Source organism: Streptomyces lasiicapitis (assembly GCF_014646335.1).
Taxonomy (GTDB): Bacteria; Actinomycetota; Actinomycetes; order Streptomycetales; family Streptomycetaceae; genus Streptomyces; species Streptomyces lasiicapitis.
Genome location: NZ_BMNG01000003.1, coordinates 662180 through 676624 on the forward strand (window position 1 = coordinate 662180; position 14445 = coordinate 676624).

At 72.1% G+C, this 14445-nt stretch carries 14 protein-coding genes; 7 read left to right on the forward strand and 7 right to left on the reverse strand.

The window, feature by feature from the left end; translation table 11 throughout:
* Positions 1-69 precede the first annotated feature (69 nt).
* Together IEY91_RS08400 and IEY91_RS08405 are read right to left on the reverse strand one after the other, a co-directional pair.
* A complete protein-coding gene (locus IEY91_RS08400; RefSeq protein ID WP_189173433.1) occupies positions 70-819 on the reverse strand; it encodes a hypothetical protein in 750 nt (249 codons plus the stop codon).
* A complete protein-coding gene (locus IEY91_RS08405; protein ID WP_164318919.1) occupies positions 819-2114 on the reverse strand; it encodes a VWA domain-containing protein in 1296 nt (431 codons plus the stop codon). The genes IEY91_RS08400 and IEY91_RS08405 overlap by 1 nt, the downstream gene beginning before the upstream one ends.
* Positions 2115-2184: 70 nt before the next feature.
* Here IEY91_RS08405 and IEY91_RS08410 point away from each other — a divergent pair, with 70 nt between their 5' ends.
* Together IEY91_RS08410 and IEY91_RS08415 are read left to right on the forward strand one after the other, a co-directional pair.
* A complete protein-coding gene (locus IEY91_RS08410; protein WP_189173434.1) occupies positions 2185-3108 on the forward strand; it encodes a HipA family kinase in 924 nt (307 codons plus the stop codon).
* A complete protein-coding gene (locus IEY91_RS08415) occupies positions 3105-3398 on the forward strand; it encodes an Rdx family protein (protein ID WP_189173435.1) in 294 nt (97 codons plus the stop codon). The genes IEY91_RS08410 and IEY91_RS08415 overlap by 4 nt, the downstream gene beginning before the upstream one ends.
* Before the next feature lie 7 nt (positions 3399-3405).
* On the opposite strand, the gene aceB is transcribed toward IEY91_RS08415, so the two are convergent.
* Both aceB and IEY91_RS08425 read right to left on the reverse strand, forming a co-directional pair.
* Positions 3406-5028, reverse strand: a complete 1623-nt coding sequence (aceB, locus tag IEY91_RS08420) for a malate synthase A (RefSeq protein ID WP_189173436.1) — start codon at positions 5026-5028, stop codon at positions 3406-3408.
* A gap of 221 nt (positions 5029-5249) precedes the next feature.
* Positions 5250-5906: a nucleotidyltransferase family protein gene (locus IEY91_RS08425; protein WP_229696788.1), complete on the reverse strand. Its 657-nt coding sequence runs from the start codon at positions 5904-5906 to the stop codon at positions 5250-5252.
* A gap of 182 nt (positions 5907-6088) precedes the next feature.
* Between IEY91_RS08425 and IEY91_RS08430 the strand changes: the two genes are divergently transcribed.
* Positions 6089-6415, forward strand: coding sequence for a DUF5955 family protein (locus tag IEY91_RS08430; RefSeq protein WP_164318908.1), 327 nt, complete (start codon positions 6089-6091; stop codon positions 6413-6415).
* An 83-nt stretch (positions 6416-6498) separates the two neighbouring features.
* Here IEY91_RS08430 and yczR read toward each other — a convergent pair whose 3' ends face one another.
* Positions 6499-8001, reverse strand: coding sequence for a MocR-like transcription factor YczR (gene yczR, locus IEY91_RS08435; protein ID WP_189173437.1), 1503 nt, complete (start codon positions 7999-8001; stop codon positions 6499-6501).
* A gap of 86 nt (positions 8002-8087) precedes the next feature.
* Here yczR and IEY91_RS08440 point away from each other — a divergent pair, with 86 nt between their 5' ends.
* Complete coding sequence (locus IEY91_RS08440) at positions 8088-8654, forward strand: universal stress protein (RefSeq protein WP_189173438.1); 567 nt, start codon at positions 8088-8090, stop codon at positions 8652-8654.
* 217 nt (positions 8655-8871) lie between these two features.
* On the opposite strand, the gene IEY91_RS08445 is transcribed toward IEY91_RS08440, so the two are convergent.
* The gene (locus tag IEY91_RS08445; protein ID WP_164318901.1) at positions 8872-9672 is read right to left on the reverse strand and encodes an IclR family transcriptional regulator; all 801 of its coding nucleotides are present in this window, start codon (positions 9670-9672) and stop codon (positions 8872-8874) included.
* 356 nt (positions 9673-10028) lie between these two features.
* Between IEY91_RS08445 and allB the strand changes: the two genes are divergently transcribed.
* Positions 10029-11366, forward strand: coding sequence for an allantoinase AllB (allB, locus tag IEY91_RS08450; RefSeq protein WP_189173439.1), 1338 nt, complete (start codon positions 10029-10031; stop codon positions 11364-11366).
* Between the two features lie 5 nt (positions 11367-11371).
* Entirely contained in the window at positions 11372-12493 is a 1122-nt protein-coding gene (gene alc, locus IEY91_RS08455) for an allantoicase (protein WP_189173440.1), read from the forward strand.
* A gap of 207 nt (positions 12494-12700) precedes the next feature.
* On the opposite strand, the gene IEY91_RS08460 is transcribed toward alc, so the two are convergent.
* A complete protein-coding gene (locus tag IEY91_RS08460) occupies positions 12701-13456 on the reverse strand; it encodes a 3-oxoacyl-ACP reductase family protein (protein WP_189173441.1) in 756 nt (251 codons plus the stop codon).
* 260 nt (positions 13457-13716) lie between these two features.
* Between IEY91_RS08460 and IEY91_RS08465 the strand changes: the two genes are divergently transcribed.
* On the forward strand, positions 13717-14325 hold the full coding sequence (locus IEY91_RS08465; protein ID WP_189173442.1) for a dihydrofolate reductase family protein: 609 nt from the start codon (positions 13717-13719) through the stop codon (positions 14323-14325).
* Positions 14326-14445 lie beyond the last annotated feature (120 nt).

The following is a 14445-nucleotide window of genomic DNA, read 5'->3' on the forward strand; positions in this document are numbered from 1 at the left end:
CAACCGCCGGACGGGCTGGATGGGGTGGGTGGGACGACCCCCGCCGAATCGCCGCTTCGCGGCTCGTCCTCAAACGCCGGACGGGCTGTTTCGGCTCGTCAGCGTGTAGCCGCCCACGCCTGCCAGGGCGGCCAGTACCCCGCCGATTCCCGTCCATACCCAGCGGTCCGTCCACCAGCCCGACGACCAGCCGTCCTCGGGCTCTGTGCTGGACAGCTCGACCCGTTTGCCGGGTACGAGGGGTGAGCCCAGCGTGCCGTCCACCGCTGCCGCGCCGCCGATGTCCTTCGACGTCGTCTTCACCTCGGCGGTGACCGGCGTGCCCAGGTCGGCGGTGTCGACGCCGGTTGCTGTCAGGCGGACGTAGTACGTGCCCGGCAGAGGGTCGTTGGCCCAGGGGTCCGACCAGGCGCGCACCGGGCGCAGCGTGCAGGCGAGGTCCACCGAGGAGGCGTCCTTGGGGGCCGTGCGGGCCTGCATGCCGTACATGCAGGACTGGCGGCGCCTCAGGCCGTCGTACACGTCGATCCGCCAGCGTGTGTCCGCGTGGCGCGACGCCGCGTCGGGGAGCTTCACGGTCGCCTCGACGGTGGGGCGCTGGCCGGCGTCCGCCGGGAACGACCAGTAGAGGTAGTCGCCCGTCGAGGCGCTCGCCGTGGCCTTGTCGCCCTGCGCGATCTCCGTCGCCGTACGGAACGACGTGCCCGCGTCGGCGGGCTTGTCACCGTCCTCGGTGGAGGCGGCGGAGGCCGGGCCTGCGGTGAGGAGCGCGGCGAGGGCCATCAGGCCCGTGGCCGCCAACAGTCGCTTCGTACGCATCAGTTCGTCCTCCAGACCGCGACACGCCAGCGCGAGAGCCAGCCCCACAGCAGACCGCCCACGAAACCGGTCAGCACAAGCGCGCCGAGCAGCCACCAGCCGCGGCCCAGGCCGAACGCCGCCACATCGGAGGCGTCGTCGGGCGCGTCCGCGATGTCGACGGTCAGTTCGAGGGGCAGGCCGGGCTTCGACTTGGAGTCGGCGAAGGCGGTGGCGGAGGTGGCGGAGTAGGAGTTCGAGACCTGGAGGCAGACGGTCTCCGCGGTCTCCTCGTCGTCGTCGCGCTCCGGCTTCGGGTACCGCAGGCCCGTCGAGATGACGTCCGTGCGTCCGTCGCCCGCCTCCGAGCCGCGGACGATCTCGCGGTCGTGCTTGGTGACGGCCCGCATCAGCACGCCGTAGTCGTTGTTCACCGCCCGGTCCGCGCCGACGCTCACCGAGGCGCGCAGTTCCTGCCCCGGCTCGACGTCCACGCGGTACCAGCGGTGCTCGCCGAACTTCTCGCGGTCGGTGTACAGGCCGGGCTTCAGCCGCGGCGCGGCCGAGCAGCTGTCGGCGCCCTCGACGGCCACCGGCTTCACGACGGGATCGGCCGCGCGGTCCACCAACTGGCCGACGCGGTCGGAGAGTTCGTCGGTGTGCTGGATCGACGTGTACGTGCCGCCGGTCGCCTCCGCGATGCAGCTCAACTGCTTGCGCATCTTGGTGTTCGGCACCAGGCCGAGCGTGTCGATCGTGAGGTCGATGCCCTTGGCGGAGATCTCCCGTGCCACCTCGCACGGGTCGAGCGGCTGGCAGGTGTCCTCGCCGTCGCTGATGAGGACGATGCGGTGCGAGCCCTCGCCGCCCTTCAGGTCGCCCGCGGCCTTCAGCAGGGCCGGGCCGATCGGGGTGAAGCCGGTGGGGGAGAGGGTGGCGACGGCGGTCTTGGCGTCCCTGCGGTCCAGCGGGCCGACGGGGTAGAGCTGCTCGGTGTCCTTGCAGCCGGTCTTGCGGTCGTCGCCGCTGTAGTTCGCGCCGAGCGTGCGGATGCCGAGATCGACGTCCTCGGGGGTGGCGTCGAGGACCTCGTTGAACGCCTGCTTCGCCGCGGCCATGCGGCTCTTGCCGTCGATGTCGCGGGCCCGCATCGAGCCGCTCACATCGAGGACCAGCTCGACCTTCGGTGTCGCGCCGTCCGCGTCGCCGGGATGGTCGGGGTCGTCGTCGGCGTACGCCGCCACGGGCGAAAGCCCCATGCTCAGGACCGCGATCAGGGCACAGAGCCCCGCCGCGAACCGTTTTCTGATGATCATCACCGGATCCTATGGATCAAGGTCCGTACACTCCAAAAATGGCTTGCGGGGGGCGGTTAGGGTGGCTGGTGTGCTGCGAGAAGTGACGGCTGTCCGATATCTGGAACCCCTGCGCGCGGGCGGCTCCGTGCCCGGCCTTGTCGAGGCCGACGACCTGGGGACGTACGTCCTGAAGTTCACGGGCTCCGCGCAGGGCCGCAAGGCGCTGGTCGCCGAGATCGTCGTGGGCGAGCTGGGCCGCCGGCTCGGCCTGCGCGTGCCCGAGCTGGTCCTCGCGCACTTCGACCCGGCGGTCGGCGCGCACGAGCCGCACGCGGAGGTGCAGGGGCTGCTGCGCGCCAGCGCGGGCCTGAACCTGGGCATGGACTTCCTGCCGGGCGCCCGCGACTTCACCCCGGACTCCGACCTGTCCGACCTGGACATCGACCCGCTGGAGGCGGGCAAGGTCGTCTGGCTCGACGCGCTCACCGCCAACGTCGACCGCACGGTCCACAGTTCGAACCTGATGGTCTGGCCGACCTTCGGCACCCGCGAGCCGCGCCTGTGGCTCATCGACCACGGCGCCGCCCTCGTCTTCCACCACCGCTGGGACGCGGCCACCGTCCTCGCCACCGCCGAGAAGAGGTACGACTTCCGCCAGCACGCGCTCGGCCGCTACGGCCCGGACACGGTGGCCGCCGACGCCGCCCTCGCGCCCCGCGTCACCGAGGAACTCCTCCGCGAGATCGTGGCCGAGGTCCCGGACGCGTGGCTCGCCGACGAGCCCGGCTTCGCCACGCCCGCCGCCCTGCGGGACGCGTACGTCACCTACCTCGCCGCCCGCGCCCGCGCCTCCGCCGCCTGGCTCCCCACGGACTTCCCCTCCCGCGCCGAACTCGCCGCCGAGGACGTGCTCCGCGCCCAGGCCACGGAGGCGGGCCGCCCGGCCTGGCTGCGACGCGTCCCGAACCTGCACGGCAAGCCCGACCCGCGCCCCGCGAAGAGGTACCCATGAGCGACTCCGCTGAGCCCCACCGCGTCGAGATCGAGTACTGCACCCAGTGCCGCTGGCTGCCCCGCGCGGCCTGGCTCGCGCAGGAGCTCCTGACGACCTTCGAGTCGGAGCTCGACGAACTGGCCCTCAAGCCAGGCACCGGCGGCGTCTTCGTCGTACGTGTCGACGGCGAGCCGGTCTGGGACCGCCGCGAGCACGGCTTCCCGGAACCGACCGCCGTCAAGCGCCTGGTACGCGACCGAGTGGCACCAGGCCGAAGCCTGGGCCACTCGGAGGGCAAGCAGGGCTAGTGCGGGCTCAGCGCAGCCGCTCGTACGCCGGCAGCGTCAGGAAGTCCGCGTAGTCCGCGTCCAGGGACACCTGGAGCAACAGATCATGCGCCTCCTGCCACTTGCCCGCCGCGAAGGCGTCCTCGCCGATCTCCGCGCGGATCGCGGCCAGTTCCGCGGCAGCGACTTCGCGGGCGAGGTCGGCGGTGGCGGGGGTGCCGTTCTCGAAGACGACGCCCGCGTTGATCCACTGCCAGATCTGGGAGCGGGAGATCTCGGCGGTGGCCGCGTCCTCCATGAGGTTGAAGATGGCGACGGCGCCGAGGCCGCGCAGCCAGGCCTCGATGTAGCGGATGCCGACCTGGACGGCGTTGACGAGGCCTTCGTACGTGGGCTTCGCGTCGAGGGAGTCGATGGCGATGAGGTCGCCGGGGGCGACGGCGACGTCCTCGCGCAGGCGGCTCTTCTGGTTGGGCTTGTCGCCGAGCACCGCGTCGAAGGACGCAAGGGCGATCGGCACGAGGTCGGGGTGGGCGACCCAGGAGCCGTCGAAGCCGTCGCCCGCCTCGCGGTCCTTGTCGGCCTTGACCTTCTCGAAGGCGACCTTGTTGACCTCCTCGTCGCGGCGGGACGGGATGAACGCCGCCATGCCGCCGATCGCGTGCGCGCCCCGCTTGTGGCAGGTGCGCACGAGGAGTTCGGTGTACGCGCGCATGAAGGGCGCCGTCATCGTGACCAGGTTGCGGTCCGGCAGGACGAACTTCTGGCCGCCGTCACGGAAGTTCTTGACGATGGAGAAGAGATAGTCCCAGCGGCCCGCGTTGAGCCCGGACGCGTGGTCGCGGAGCTCGTAGAGGATCTCCTCCATCTCGTACGCGGCCGTGATCGTCTCGATGAGGACGGTGGCGCGGACGGTGCCCTGGGGGATGCCGACGTAGTCCTGGGCGAACACGAAGACGTCGTTCCAGAGGCGGGCCTCCAGGTGCGACTCCGTCTTCGGGAGGTAGAAGTACGGGCCCTTGCCGAGGTCGAGCAGGCGCTGGGCGTTGTGGAAGAAGTACAGGCCGAAGTCGACGAGCGCGCCCGGGACGGGGCGGCCCTCCTCGTCGGTGAGGTGACGCTCATTCAGGTGCCAGCCGCGCGGGCGCATCACGACGGTGGCGAGTTCGCCCGCGTCCTTCAGGGCGTACGACTTGCCGGTGCGCTCGTCGGTGAAGTCGATGCGGCGCTCGTAGGCGTCGGTGAGGTTGAGCTGGCCGAGGATCACGTTCTCCCAGGTGGGAGCGGAGGCGTCCTCGAAGTCGGCGAGCCAGACCTTCGCGCCGGAGTTGAGCGCGTTGATCGTCATCTTGCGGTCGGTGGGGCCGGTGATCTCCACACGGCGGTCGTTGAGGGCGGCCGGGGCGGGGGCCACCTTCCAGGAGTCGTCCGCGCGGATCGCGGCGGTCTCCGGGAGGAAGTCCAGGGACGAGGTGCGGGCGATCTCGGCGCGGCGCTCCCCGCGGCGGGTGAGGAGCTCGTCACGCCGCGGCGTGAACCTCCGGTGCAGCTCGGCCACGAAGGCGAGGGCCGCGGGGGTGAGGACCTCTTCCTGCCGGGGCAGGGGCTCGGCGTCGACGATGGCCAGCGGGGACGGCGCTGGTGCGGACATGAGCTGTCACTTCCTTCAGCGAGCTTGCGGCCCCACAGCACGGCACGGAGTGCCGCGGCGCCGAGATGCGGCTGCGGGCGCCGTCTGACGTATCGGGCGCTTCTGAGCAGTGGATACTAGTTTCCTCATGGTGGAAGTTCAATGGTTTGTTGATATCGAGATTCTCCCCGTCGACAGAACATGGCGCTGAGTGCCATGACTGTCACTCCAAGTGGACCAGCTCACTCCAGCCTCTCCAAGTCGGAGAACGTGTCGATGTCGTACGGCTCGGCCACGTCGCCGCACTCGACGGCCGTCACGGCGGCGGCGTGCTCCTTGAGGTAGGCGCGGGCGCCCCGGTCGCCGGTCGCGCTCGCCGCGATGCCGTCCCAGTGGTCCGCGCCGAACAGCACGGGGTGGCCGCGCTCGCCCGCGTACGTCGCCGCCGCCAGCGTCGCCGGTGAGCGGTACGCGGCCAGCACCCGGGCCACCGCCGCCGCGCCGATGCCCGGCTGGTCCACCAGGGACACGAGCGCGGCGCCCGCGTCCGTGCCGCGCAGCGACGCGAGGCCCGCCCGCAGCGAGGACCCCATGCCCTCGTGCCAGTCCGGGTTGTCCACCAGGACGCACCCGGGCAGCGAAGCCTGTTCCCGTACGACATCGGCGGTCGCCCCCAGCACGACGTGCACGCGCGTGCACCCGCCGTCCCGCAGCGCCCGCGCCGCACGCTCCACGAAAAGCTCGCCCCGATGCTCCAGAAGGGCCTTCGGGCATCCGCCGAGGCGCCGCCCGCCCCCCGCGGCGAGCAGCAGCCCGACGACCTCGCCGCTCCTTTCGATCTCTTCGCCCGCTCCGGAGGCGGTGGAGACGGAAGGTGACAGTGATTCGGATTCGGTCATGACTCTTGCTTACCGCATGGGTTCTGGGGACCCTGTTCCGGCCGGGGGCGTGGCCGAAAGTGACGCCTGCGTCGCCGCGTGGCCCCCACCGCGCCCGCGCCCCTTCGGTGTCCGGCCGCCGCGGCGGGTCCGCCCGGGCTCGTCCGCGTACAGGCGCACAACGAGGTGCGAGGGGGAGAGCTGTGTTGCGGAGCATTGGGCAGAGAGCGGTGACGGGGAGCTTCGAGGATCCGCGGGTGACGGAACTGCGGGCGGCCGTGTCCCGGCTGCGCCGCCAACTGGCCGCGTTCCCCGGGGAGTTCCCCGACCGGGCGATAGCGGAGGACGAGTTAGCGGCACTCGCCGCGATGGCCGCGACGGGCACCCCCGAGCCCCGCCGCCTGCGCCGCTCCCTGCTGCTCGTCGCGAGTTCGATCGGCTCGGTCAGTGCCCTGACCGACGCGCTCGCGGGGGTCAGAGAGGCGGTCGAGACGTTCGGCGAGTTCGGGGAGCCGCCGCATCCGGGGTGATGCGGCGGCTTTCTTGTGCGCGGGCCCGTGCGGGCGGCGGCATCGGTGAGTACGGGCCCGTGTCCGCGGCGGGCGGGGTGCGGTCAGGCCACCCAGTCGTCGTGGCGCGGGTCGGCGCCGCCCGCCGGGTCCAGGCCCGCGGCGAGGGCGGCGGCGAGGCGGGCGGCCGCCTCCTCGTACAGATCGGGCGCCAGCGTGAACGGGATGCGCAGGCGGTGCTCGTGCGTACCGGGGTCCGCGCCGAAGCGGGAGCCGCCCTCGATGCGGACGCCGTGCCCGAGCGCCGCCCGCGCCAGGGAGGAGGCGACGGGCGCGCCCAGGTCGACCCAGAGGGAGAGACCGCCGGGCGGCAACTGCCAGCGCCACTCGGGCAGTTGCCGGGTCAGCGCGGCGGCGAGCGCGTCACGCGCGGCCCGCAGCTGAGGCAACCGCGCACGCAGCACCTCATCCATCCCGCCCATCAGATGCAACGCCACCAACTGCTCGAGGACGGGCGTCGCCATGTCCGCCGGGATCCGCGCCATGGCCAGCTCCGTGATCAGCCGTGACCCCGCCCGCACCCAGCCGATCCGCAGCCCGCCCCAGTGCGACTTGCTCAACGACCCGACGGTGAGGACCTGTTCGGCCACTCCGTGCGGCGCGAGCGACGCGAACGGAGCGGGTGGCGGCACGTCGAGGGCGATGTCCGCGATCGTCTCGTCGATCAGCAGCCACGTGCCCGTGGCGCGCGCCGTCTCCAGGATCCGCACCCGCTGCTCACGCCCCATCAGGGCGCCCGTCGGGTTCTGGAAGTCCGGTACGAGATAGGCGATGCGCGGCGCGGCCTGCCGCAGCGTCGACTCGACGAGCGCGGTGTCCCAGCCCGCATCCGTGACCGGCACGGGCATCGCGCGCAGGCCCGCGCGGCGGATGGCGTCCAGGGCGTTCGGATACGAGGGGTTCTCCACCAGGACGCGGTCGCCCGGCCGGCCGAGCAGTGCGAGGACGAGGGAGATCGCCTGCTGCGCGCCCGTGGTGATGAGGATCTGGTCGGGCAGCGTCGGAAGCCCGCGCCGCGTGAACCGCTCCGCGACGGCGGCCCTCAACTCCGGGATTCCGTACGGGTGGTAGCCCGCGGTCGCGGCGTGCGCGGGCAGGAGCGCGGCGGCGGCAGCAACGGCTTCGCTGAGCTCGGCCGCGGGGGCGGCGGGGGCGGCGACGGCGAGGTCGAGCATGCCGTCACCCACTCCGCCCGCCCCGCCCGCCGGTCCTGGCGGGTACGCCGCCACGTTCGTCGGGCGGCGCCCCTCCGGCAGCTCCGTCCACGTGCTCGCGCCCCGGCGGCTCGCGGCGAACCCGCTGTCGCGCAGCAGGTCGTACGCCGCCGTGACCGTGGCCCGGCTGACACCGAGTGCCGACGCCAGCTCGCGCTCGGCGGGCAGCCGGGTGTGCAGGGGGACACGGCCGTCGAGCAGCAGCGTGCGCACGGCCTGGGCCAGCGCCCGATACCCCGGCTTCTCTCCCGCCACCGCCGCGGTGACCAGATCGGCCAGCCGCTTTCCCCCGAGCCGCCGGTCCACGGAATGGACCACTCGTACGTCTGCCATGCCAACTCCTGCGTATTGGCCCTGCTGTCCAGGCCAATCAGCGTACAGACTCGGAGGTGGTCTGGACGAGAGGTGAGGAGGCAGCCATGGAGGGCTTGGAGGGCTTGGACGGCTTGGGTGGCGAGGACGGCATGCACGGCATCGACGGCGTGGAGGCGGCCGGGCGTGTGGTCGTCGGGGTCAGCGGTGTCGGGGTCTCGGGGGCGAGTCTCGCGGCGCTGCGGGCCGGGGCGCGGGTGGCCCGGCGGGACGGGCGGCGGCTCGTCGCCGTGCTCGCCTGGGAGCCGCCCGAGGGTGAGGCGCTCTACCTGCGGCGGCCCGATCCCGAGTGGGCTCAGCACTGGGAGCGGGAGGCGTGGGGGCGGCTCGACGCGGCGTTCGACGCGGTGTTCGGCGGCGTGCCGGTGGGGGTGGAGGTCGAGCGGACGGTGGTGCGGGGGCCCGCGGGGCGGGTGCTGTGCGGGGTGGCATCGCGGCCCGGGGATCTGTTGGTGGTGGGGGCGCGGGGTGGGCGGCGGTGGCGGGGGCGGGTGCGGAGGTACGTCGACGGGCGTGCGGGGTGTGCGGTGCTGGTGGTGCCGGCGGTGGGGGTGCCGGCCTCGCTGCGGAGGGCTTTGCGGGGGGTGACGGTGGCGGATGTGGTGGGGGCGTAGGCCCTGGCGGGGCTTTCCCCAGTCCCGCCCCTTCCCGAAACCGGGGGCTCTGCCCCCGGACCCCCGTATCGGCCTGAACGGCCTCGTCCTCAAACGCCGGACGGGCTGATTATGTGCCGGTGATTTCAGCCCCTCCGGCGTTTGAGGAGCGGGGTCTGGGGCGGAGCACCAGTTTCGGGAAGGGGTGGGGTTGGGGAGCCCCCGGCAGGGCCCGCCCCTACGCCGACGGCGCCGAAGTCGCCAAAGCCACCGAAAGTTCCGCGGCCACCTGCTGCAGCACCGGCACGATCTTCTCCGTGGCCGCCTCCGTCACGCGCCCCGCAGGGCCGGAGATGGAGATGGCCGCCGCGGTCGGGGAGTCGGGCACGGACACGGCCAGGCAGCGGACGCCGATTTCCTGTTCGTTGTCGTCCACGGCGTATCCCGCGCGGCGGACTTCTTCGAGCGCGTCGAGGAATCCGTCGGCGGTGGTGATGGTCTTCTCCGTGGCGGCGGGCATGCCGGTACGGGCGAGCAGCGCCCGCACCTCCTCCGGCGGAGTGTGCGCGAGCAACGCCTTGCCGACACCGGTGGAGTGCGGCAGGACCCGCCGCCCCACCTCGGTGAACATCCGCATGGAGTGCTTGGACGGCACCTGGGCGACGTACACGATCTCGTCGCCGTCGAGGAGCGCCATGTTCGCGGTCTCGCCGGTCTCCTCGACGAGGCGGGCGAGATACGGCCGCGCCCACGTGCCGAGCAGCCGCGAGGCGGACTCGCCGAGGCGGATGAGGCGGGGGCCGAGGGCGTAGCGGCGGTTGGGCTGCTGGCGTACGTATCCGCAGGCGACAAGCGTGCGCATCAGCCGGTGGATGGTCGGCAGGGGCAGCCCGCTGCTGGCGGACAGCTCGCTCAGGCCGACCTCGCCGCCCGCGTCCGCCATCCGCTCGAGGAGGTCGAAGGCGCGCTCGAGGGACTGGACGCCTCCACTCGCGGGGGACTTCGCGGCGTCGGTGGTGCTGGCGCTAGACGTCGGCACGGCGCGTTCCTTTCAGGGCCTTACAGGATGGCAGGCAAGGCAGCAGCCTACCGGGCACTTTCCCGGACAGCCCCGGTGCCGCCGTCACGTCAGTGCCGGTCAGTGGGTGTTTGTCCGGTCTTCCGCGCGGGCTCCGGCGCTTCCTTGACGGTCCGCGTTGTACGTAGCTACGTTCTGGTGTGCGGAATTCTAATTCCACTTTGTGGAAACGTATAGACCCTTGACGGATCCGGGTCCGAGGCGAAAACTCTTCAACAGAACGTTGAATTCCGCTGGCCGGAAGGTTGGCGGTGGCCGAGAGGCCACGAGGCGGCCGTCAGACCGACGAGCCGACAGGCGAACAGAGAGGGGCCGCGGTGTCCGGCGAGGAACTGGTGCTGCGCTCGACGCGCGTCATCACCCCGGAGGGGACGCGTCCCGCGTCCGTCGTCGTCGCGGACGGCACGATCGTGGCGGTGCGTGCGTACGAAGCCGCGCTGCCGACGCGCGCCCGCGTCGAGGACTTCGGCGACGACGTGCTGCTGCCCGGCCTCGTCGACACCCACGTGCACGTCAACGACCCGGGCCGCACCGAGTGGGAGGGCTTCTGGACGGCCACGCGCGCCGCGGCGGCCGGCGGCATCACGACGCTCGTCGACATGCCGCTGAACTCCCTGCCGCCGACGACCACGGCCGCGGGCCTCCGTACGAAGAGGGAGGTCGCGGCGTCCAAGGCGCACATCGACGTGGGTTTCTGGGGTGGCGCGCTGCCCGACAACGTGAAGGACCTGCGCCCGCTGCACGACGCCGGCGTCTTCGGCTTCAAGTGTTTCCTGTCGCCGTCCGGAGTGGATGAGTTCCCCGAGCTGACGCAGGATCAACTCGCGGTGTCCATGGCGGAGATCGCAGGATTCGGCGGTCTGCTCATCGTGCACGCCGAGGACCCGCACGAGCTGGCCGCGGCCCCCGCCAAGGCGGGCCCGCGCTACACGGACTTCCTGCACTCCCGCCCGCGAGCGAGCGAGGACACCGCGATCGAGGGCCTCATCGCCGTCGCCAAACGCATCGGCGCCCGCGTCCACATCCTGCACCTGTCGTCCTCCGACGCGCTGCCGCTGATCGCCGCCGCCAAGCGCGAGGGCGTCCGCCTCACCGTCGAGACGTGCCCGCACTACCTCACCCTCACCGCCGAGGAAGTCCCCGACGGGGCGAGCGAGTTCAAGTGCTGCCCGCCGATCCGCGAGGCCGCCAACCAGGACCTGCTGTGGCAGGCGCTCGCCGACGGCACCATCGACTGCGTCGTGACCGACCACTCGCCGTCCACCGCCGACCTCAAGACGGCCGACTTCGCCACCGCGTGGGGCGGCATCTCCGGGCTCCAGCTCAGCCTGCCCGCGGTGTGGACGGCGGCCCGGGAGCGCGGGCACACCCTCGAGGACGTCGTGCGCTGGATGTCGACGCGCACGGCCGACCTCGTCGGCCTGGCACACAAGGGCGCCATCGAGGCCGGCCGCGACGCCGACTTCGCGGTCCTCGAGCCCGACGAGACCTTCACCGTGGACCCCGCGCGGCTCCAGCACCGCAACCGCGTCACCGCGTACGCGGGCAAGACCCTCAGCGGGGTCGTCAAGTCCACCTGGCTGCGCGGCCAACGCATCGTGTCCGACGGCGAGTTCAGCACGCCCGCGGGACGACTTCTGGAAAGGAAGAACTGATCACAGTGACGGCGACACCGAACCCCGGCTTCACCGGCGACGCGAACCCCTACGGCGGCGGCGAGCCCTACGCCGACTACCGCACCGCCGACTTCCCCTTCACCCAGTACGCCAACCTCGCGGACCGCCAGCTCGGAGCCGGTGTCATCGCCGCCAACGACGAGTTCTTCGCGATGCGCGAGAACCTGCTGCTTCCGAACGACGCCGAGTTCGACCCCGAGCACTTCGGCCACAAGGGCAAGATCATGGACGGCTGGGAGACGCGGCGGCGCCGCGGTGTCTCCGCCGAGCACCCGTGGCCGACCGAGGACGACCACGACTGGGCGCTCGTGCGGCTCGGCGCGCCCGGCGTCATCCACGGCATCGTCGTCGACACCGCGCACTTCCGCGGCAACTATCCGCAGGCGGTGTCGATCGAGGGCGCCAACGTCGAGGGCTCGCCCACGCCCGACGAGCTCCTCGCCGACGGCGTGAAGTGGACAACTCTCGTACCGCGTACGGCCGTTGGCGGTCATGCCGCGAACGGCTTCGCCGTGGACGCGGCGCAGCGCTTCACCCACCTGCGGGTCAATCAGCACCCCGACGGCGGGATCGCCCGTCTGCGAGTGTACGGCGAGGTCGTCGCCGACCCCGCCTGGCTCGCCGCCCTCGGCACCTTCGACGTCGTCGCCCTGGAGAACGGCGGCCAGGTCGAGGACGCCTCCGACCGGTTCTACTCGCCCGCCACCAACACCATCCAGCCCGGCCGCTCCCGCAAGATGGACGACGGGTGGGAGACGCGGCGCCGGCGCGACCGCGGCCACGACTGGATCCGCTACCGCCTCGCCGCCCAGTCCGAGATCCGCGCCCTGGAGATCGACACCGCCTACCTCAAGGGCAACTCCGCCGGCTGGGCCTCGGTGTCCGTCCGGGACGGGGAGGCCGGCGAGTGGGTCGAGGTACTGCCCCGCACGCGGCTGCAGCCCGACACCAACCATCGCTTCGTCCTCGCCGCGGCGGCCGTCGGCACGCACGCGCGGGTCGACATCTTCCCTGATGGGGGGATTTCGCGGTTGCGGTTGTTCGGGGCGGCGACGGCGGCTGGTGCGGAGGGGTTGGCTGCGCGGTACCGGGAGCTGGGGGGCTAGGGCGGGCCTTGCCGGGGGCTCCCCAACCCCGCCCCTTCCCGAAACCGGGGGCTGCCGCCCCCGGACCCCCGCTATCGGCGCTCCGCGCCTCGTCCTCAAACGCCGGACGGGCTATCCATAGCCCCTCCGGCGTTTGAGGAGCGGGGTCTGGGGCGGAGCCCCAGTTTCGGGAAGGGGCGGGGTCGGGGGCTTCGCAGCCGCGACGGACTACGCCGCGTGCCCCCCGTCCACCGAGAACTCCGCCCCCGTCACGTACGCGGCTTCCTCCCCGGCCAAGTAGGCCACCGCGGAAGCCACTTCCCCGGCGGAGCCATAGCGGCCGAGCGCCGTCCCGGCGGCCTGGGCCGAGGCGTACGGACCGTCGGCCGGGTTCATGTCGGTGTCGATGGGCCCGGGGTGGACGAGGTTCACAGTGATCCCGCGTTCGCCCAGCTCACGGGCGAACGCCTTGGTGAGCCCGATGAGCGCGGCCTTGCTGGTGGCGTACAACGTGCCGCCCGCCCCGGGCACCCGCTGCGTGATGCAGGACCCGATGGACACGATGCGCCCACCACGCCCCATCCGCGAGGCCGCGGCCTGCGACGCGAGGAACACCCCGCGCACGTTCACGTCGAGCACGCGGTCGATGTCGGCGAGGGCGAGGTCGGCGACGGGGCCGAGCACGCCGACGCCGGCGTTGTTGACGAGGATGTCCAGGCCGCCGAGGTCGTCGGCGGCCCGCTCCACGGCGCCCGCGGCGTCCCCGGGGTCGCCCGCGTCGGCCCGGATCGCGAACCCGCGCCGCCCCATCGACTCGATCTTGGCGACGATCTCCCGGGCGGTGTCCTCGCCCTGGACGTAGGTGAAGGCCACATCGGCGCCCTCCTGGGCGAGCCGCAGGGCGGTCGCCGCGCCGATGCCGCGGCTGCCGCCGGTGACCAGGGCGTGCTTGCCGGTAAGGGAAGTGCCGGTCTGGGAAGACATGTTCCGTACCTCTATCTGATGTCTGCTTCAGGTCCCAAAAGGTGCTTGCGGGTTCAATCAAAGCCGCGCGCACCCCCGACGGCTGGCGGCAAACGGACACGGAGGTGTGGGGCCCGGAGGGCGGGGCGGAACACCGCCCCGCCAGGCGATTACTTCCGGGGCGGAGGACGGTCTGAGTAGGTGAGACCGAGACGTAGACGTAGGTGAGGCAGCGGGTCCCGCGAGCGCGGGACCCCGGCTCCACCGGAAAGGCCCCGGCCATGAAGATCACACTCACCCAGTTCCAGACCCTCGACGGCGTCATCCAGGCCCCCGGCGGCCCGGAGGAGGACCCCAGCGGCGGCTTCACGCACGGCGGCTGGTCGGTGCCGTACGGGGACGAGGACTTCATCGGGTTCGTCACCGAGGTCTTCGAGCGCTGCGACGCGTTCCTGCTCGGGCGCGGGACGTACGACATCTTCGCCGGGTACTGGCCGAAGAAGACCGACCCCGCCGACCCCATCGCCTCCCGCCTCAACTCCCTGCCCAAGTACGTCGCCAGCACCACGCTGACCAGCGTCGACTGGCAGGGCACCCAGATCATCGGCCGCGACGACCTGGTCAAGGACGTCACCGCCCTCAAGGAGCAGCCGGGCCGCGAACTCCAGCTCCACGGCAGCGCGGGTCTCGCCCAGTCACTCCTGCGGCACGACCTCATCGACGAGATCCACCTGCTGACCTTCCCGGTCGCCCTCGGCACCGGCAAGCGGCTCTTCGCGGAGGGCGGCCTGCCCACCGCGTTCCGGCGCACCGGCGGGCGCACGACGTCCACGGGCGTCTCCATCAACACGTACGAGCGCGCGGGTCGTCCGGAATACGGCAGTTACTGACGGCCGTCCGGAATGCGGCGGTTGATGGCGAGGGTGTTCGTGAGGAGTCCGGGGAGGTGGTTAACTTCCGGAAAATTCACCGCACTTGACGTTGACACATCAACCTCTACGCGCGTCATC

Coding starts and splice junctions, on each gene's coding strand:
- IEY91_RS08405 (WP_164318919.1), bottom strand. CDS start 2,114: ATGATCATCAGAAAACGGTTCGCGGCGGGGCTCTGTGCCCTGATCGCG.
- IEY91_RS08440 (WP_189173438.1), top strand. CDS start 8,088: ATGGAGGGCTTGGAGGGCTTGGACGGCTTGGGTGGCGAGGACGGCATG.
- IEY91_RS08400 (WP_189173433.1), bottom strand. CDS start 819: ATGCGTACGAAGCGACTGTTGGCGGCCACGGGCCTGATGGCCCTCGCC.
- IEY91_RS08425 (WP_229696788.1), bottom strand. CDS start 5,906: ATGACCGAATCCGAATCACTGTCACCTTCCGTCTCCACCGCCTCCGGA.
- IEY91_RS08460 (WP_189173441.1), bottom strand. CDS start 13,456: ATGTCTTCCCAGACCGGCACTTCCCTTACCGGCAAGCACGCCCTGGTC.
- yczR (WP_189173437.1), bottom strand. CDS start 8,001: ATGGCAGACGTACGAGTGGTCCATTCCGTGGACCGGCGGCTCGGGGGA.
- aceB (WP_189173436.1), bottom strand. CDS start 5,028: ATGTCCGCACCAGCGCCGTCCCCGCTGGCCATCGTCGACGCCGAGCCC.
- IEY91_RS08465 (WP_189173442.1), top strand. CDS start 13,717: ATGAAGATCACACTCACCCAGTTCCAGACCCTCGACGGCGTCATCCAG.
- IEY91_RS08415 (WP_189173435.1), top strand. CDS start 3,105: ATGAGCGACTCCGCTGAGCCCCACCGCGTCGAGATCGAGTACTGCACC.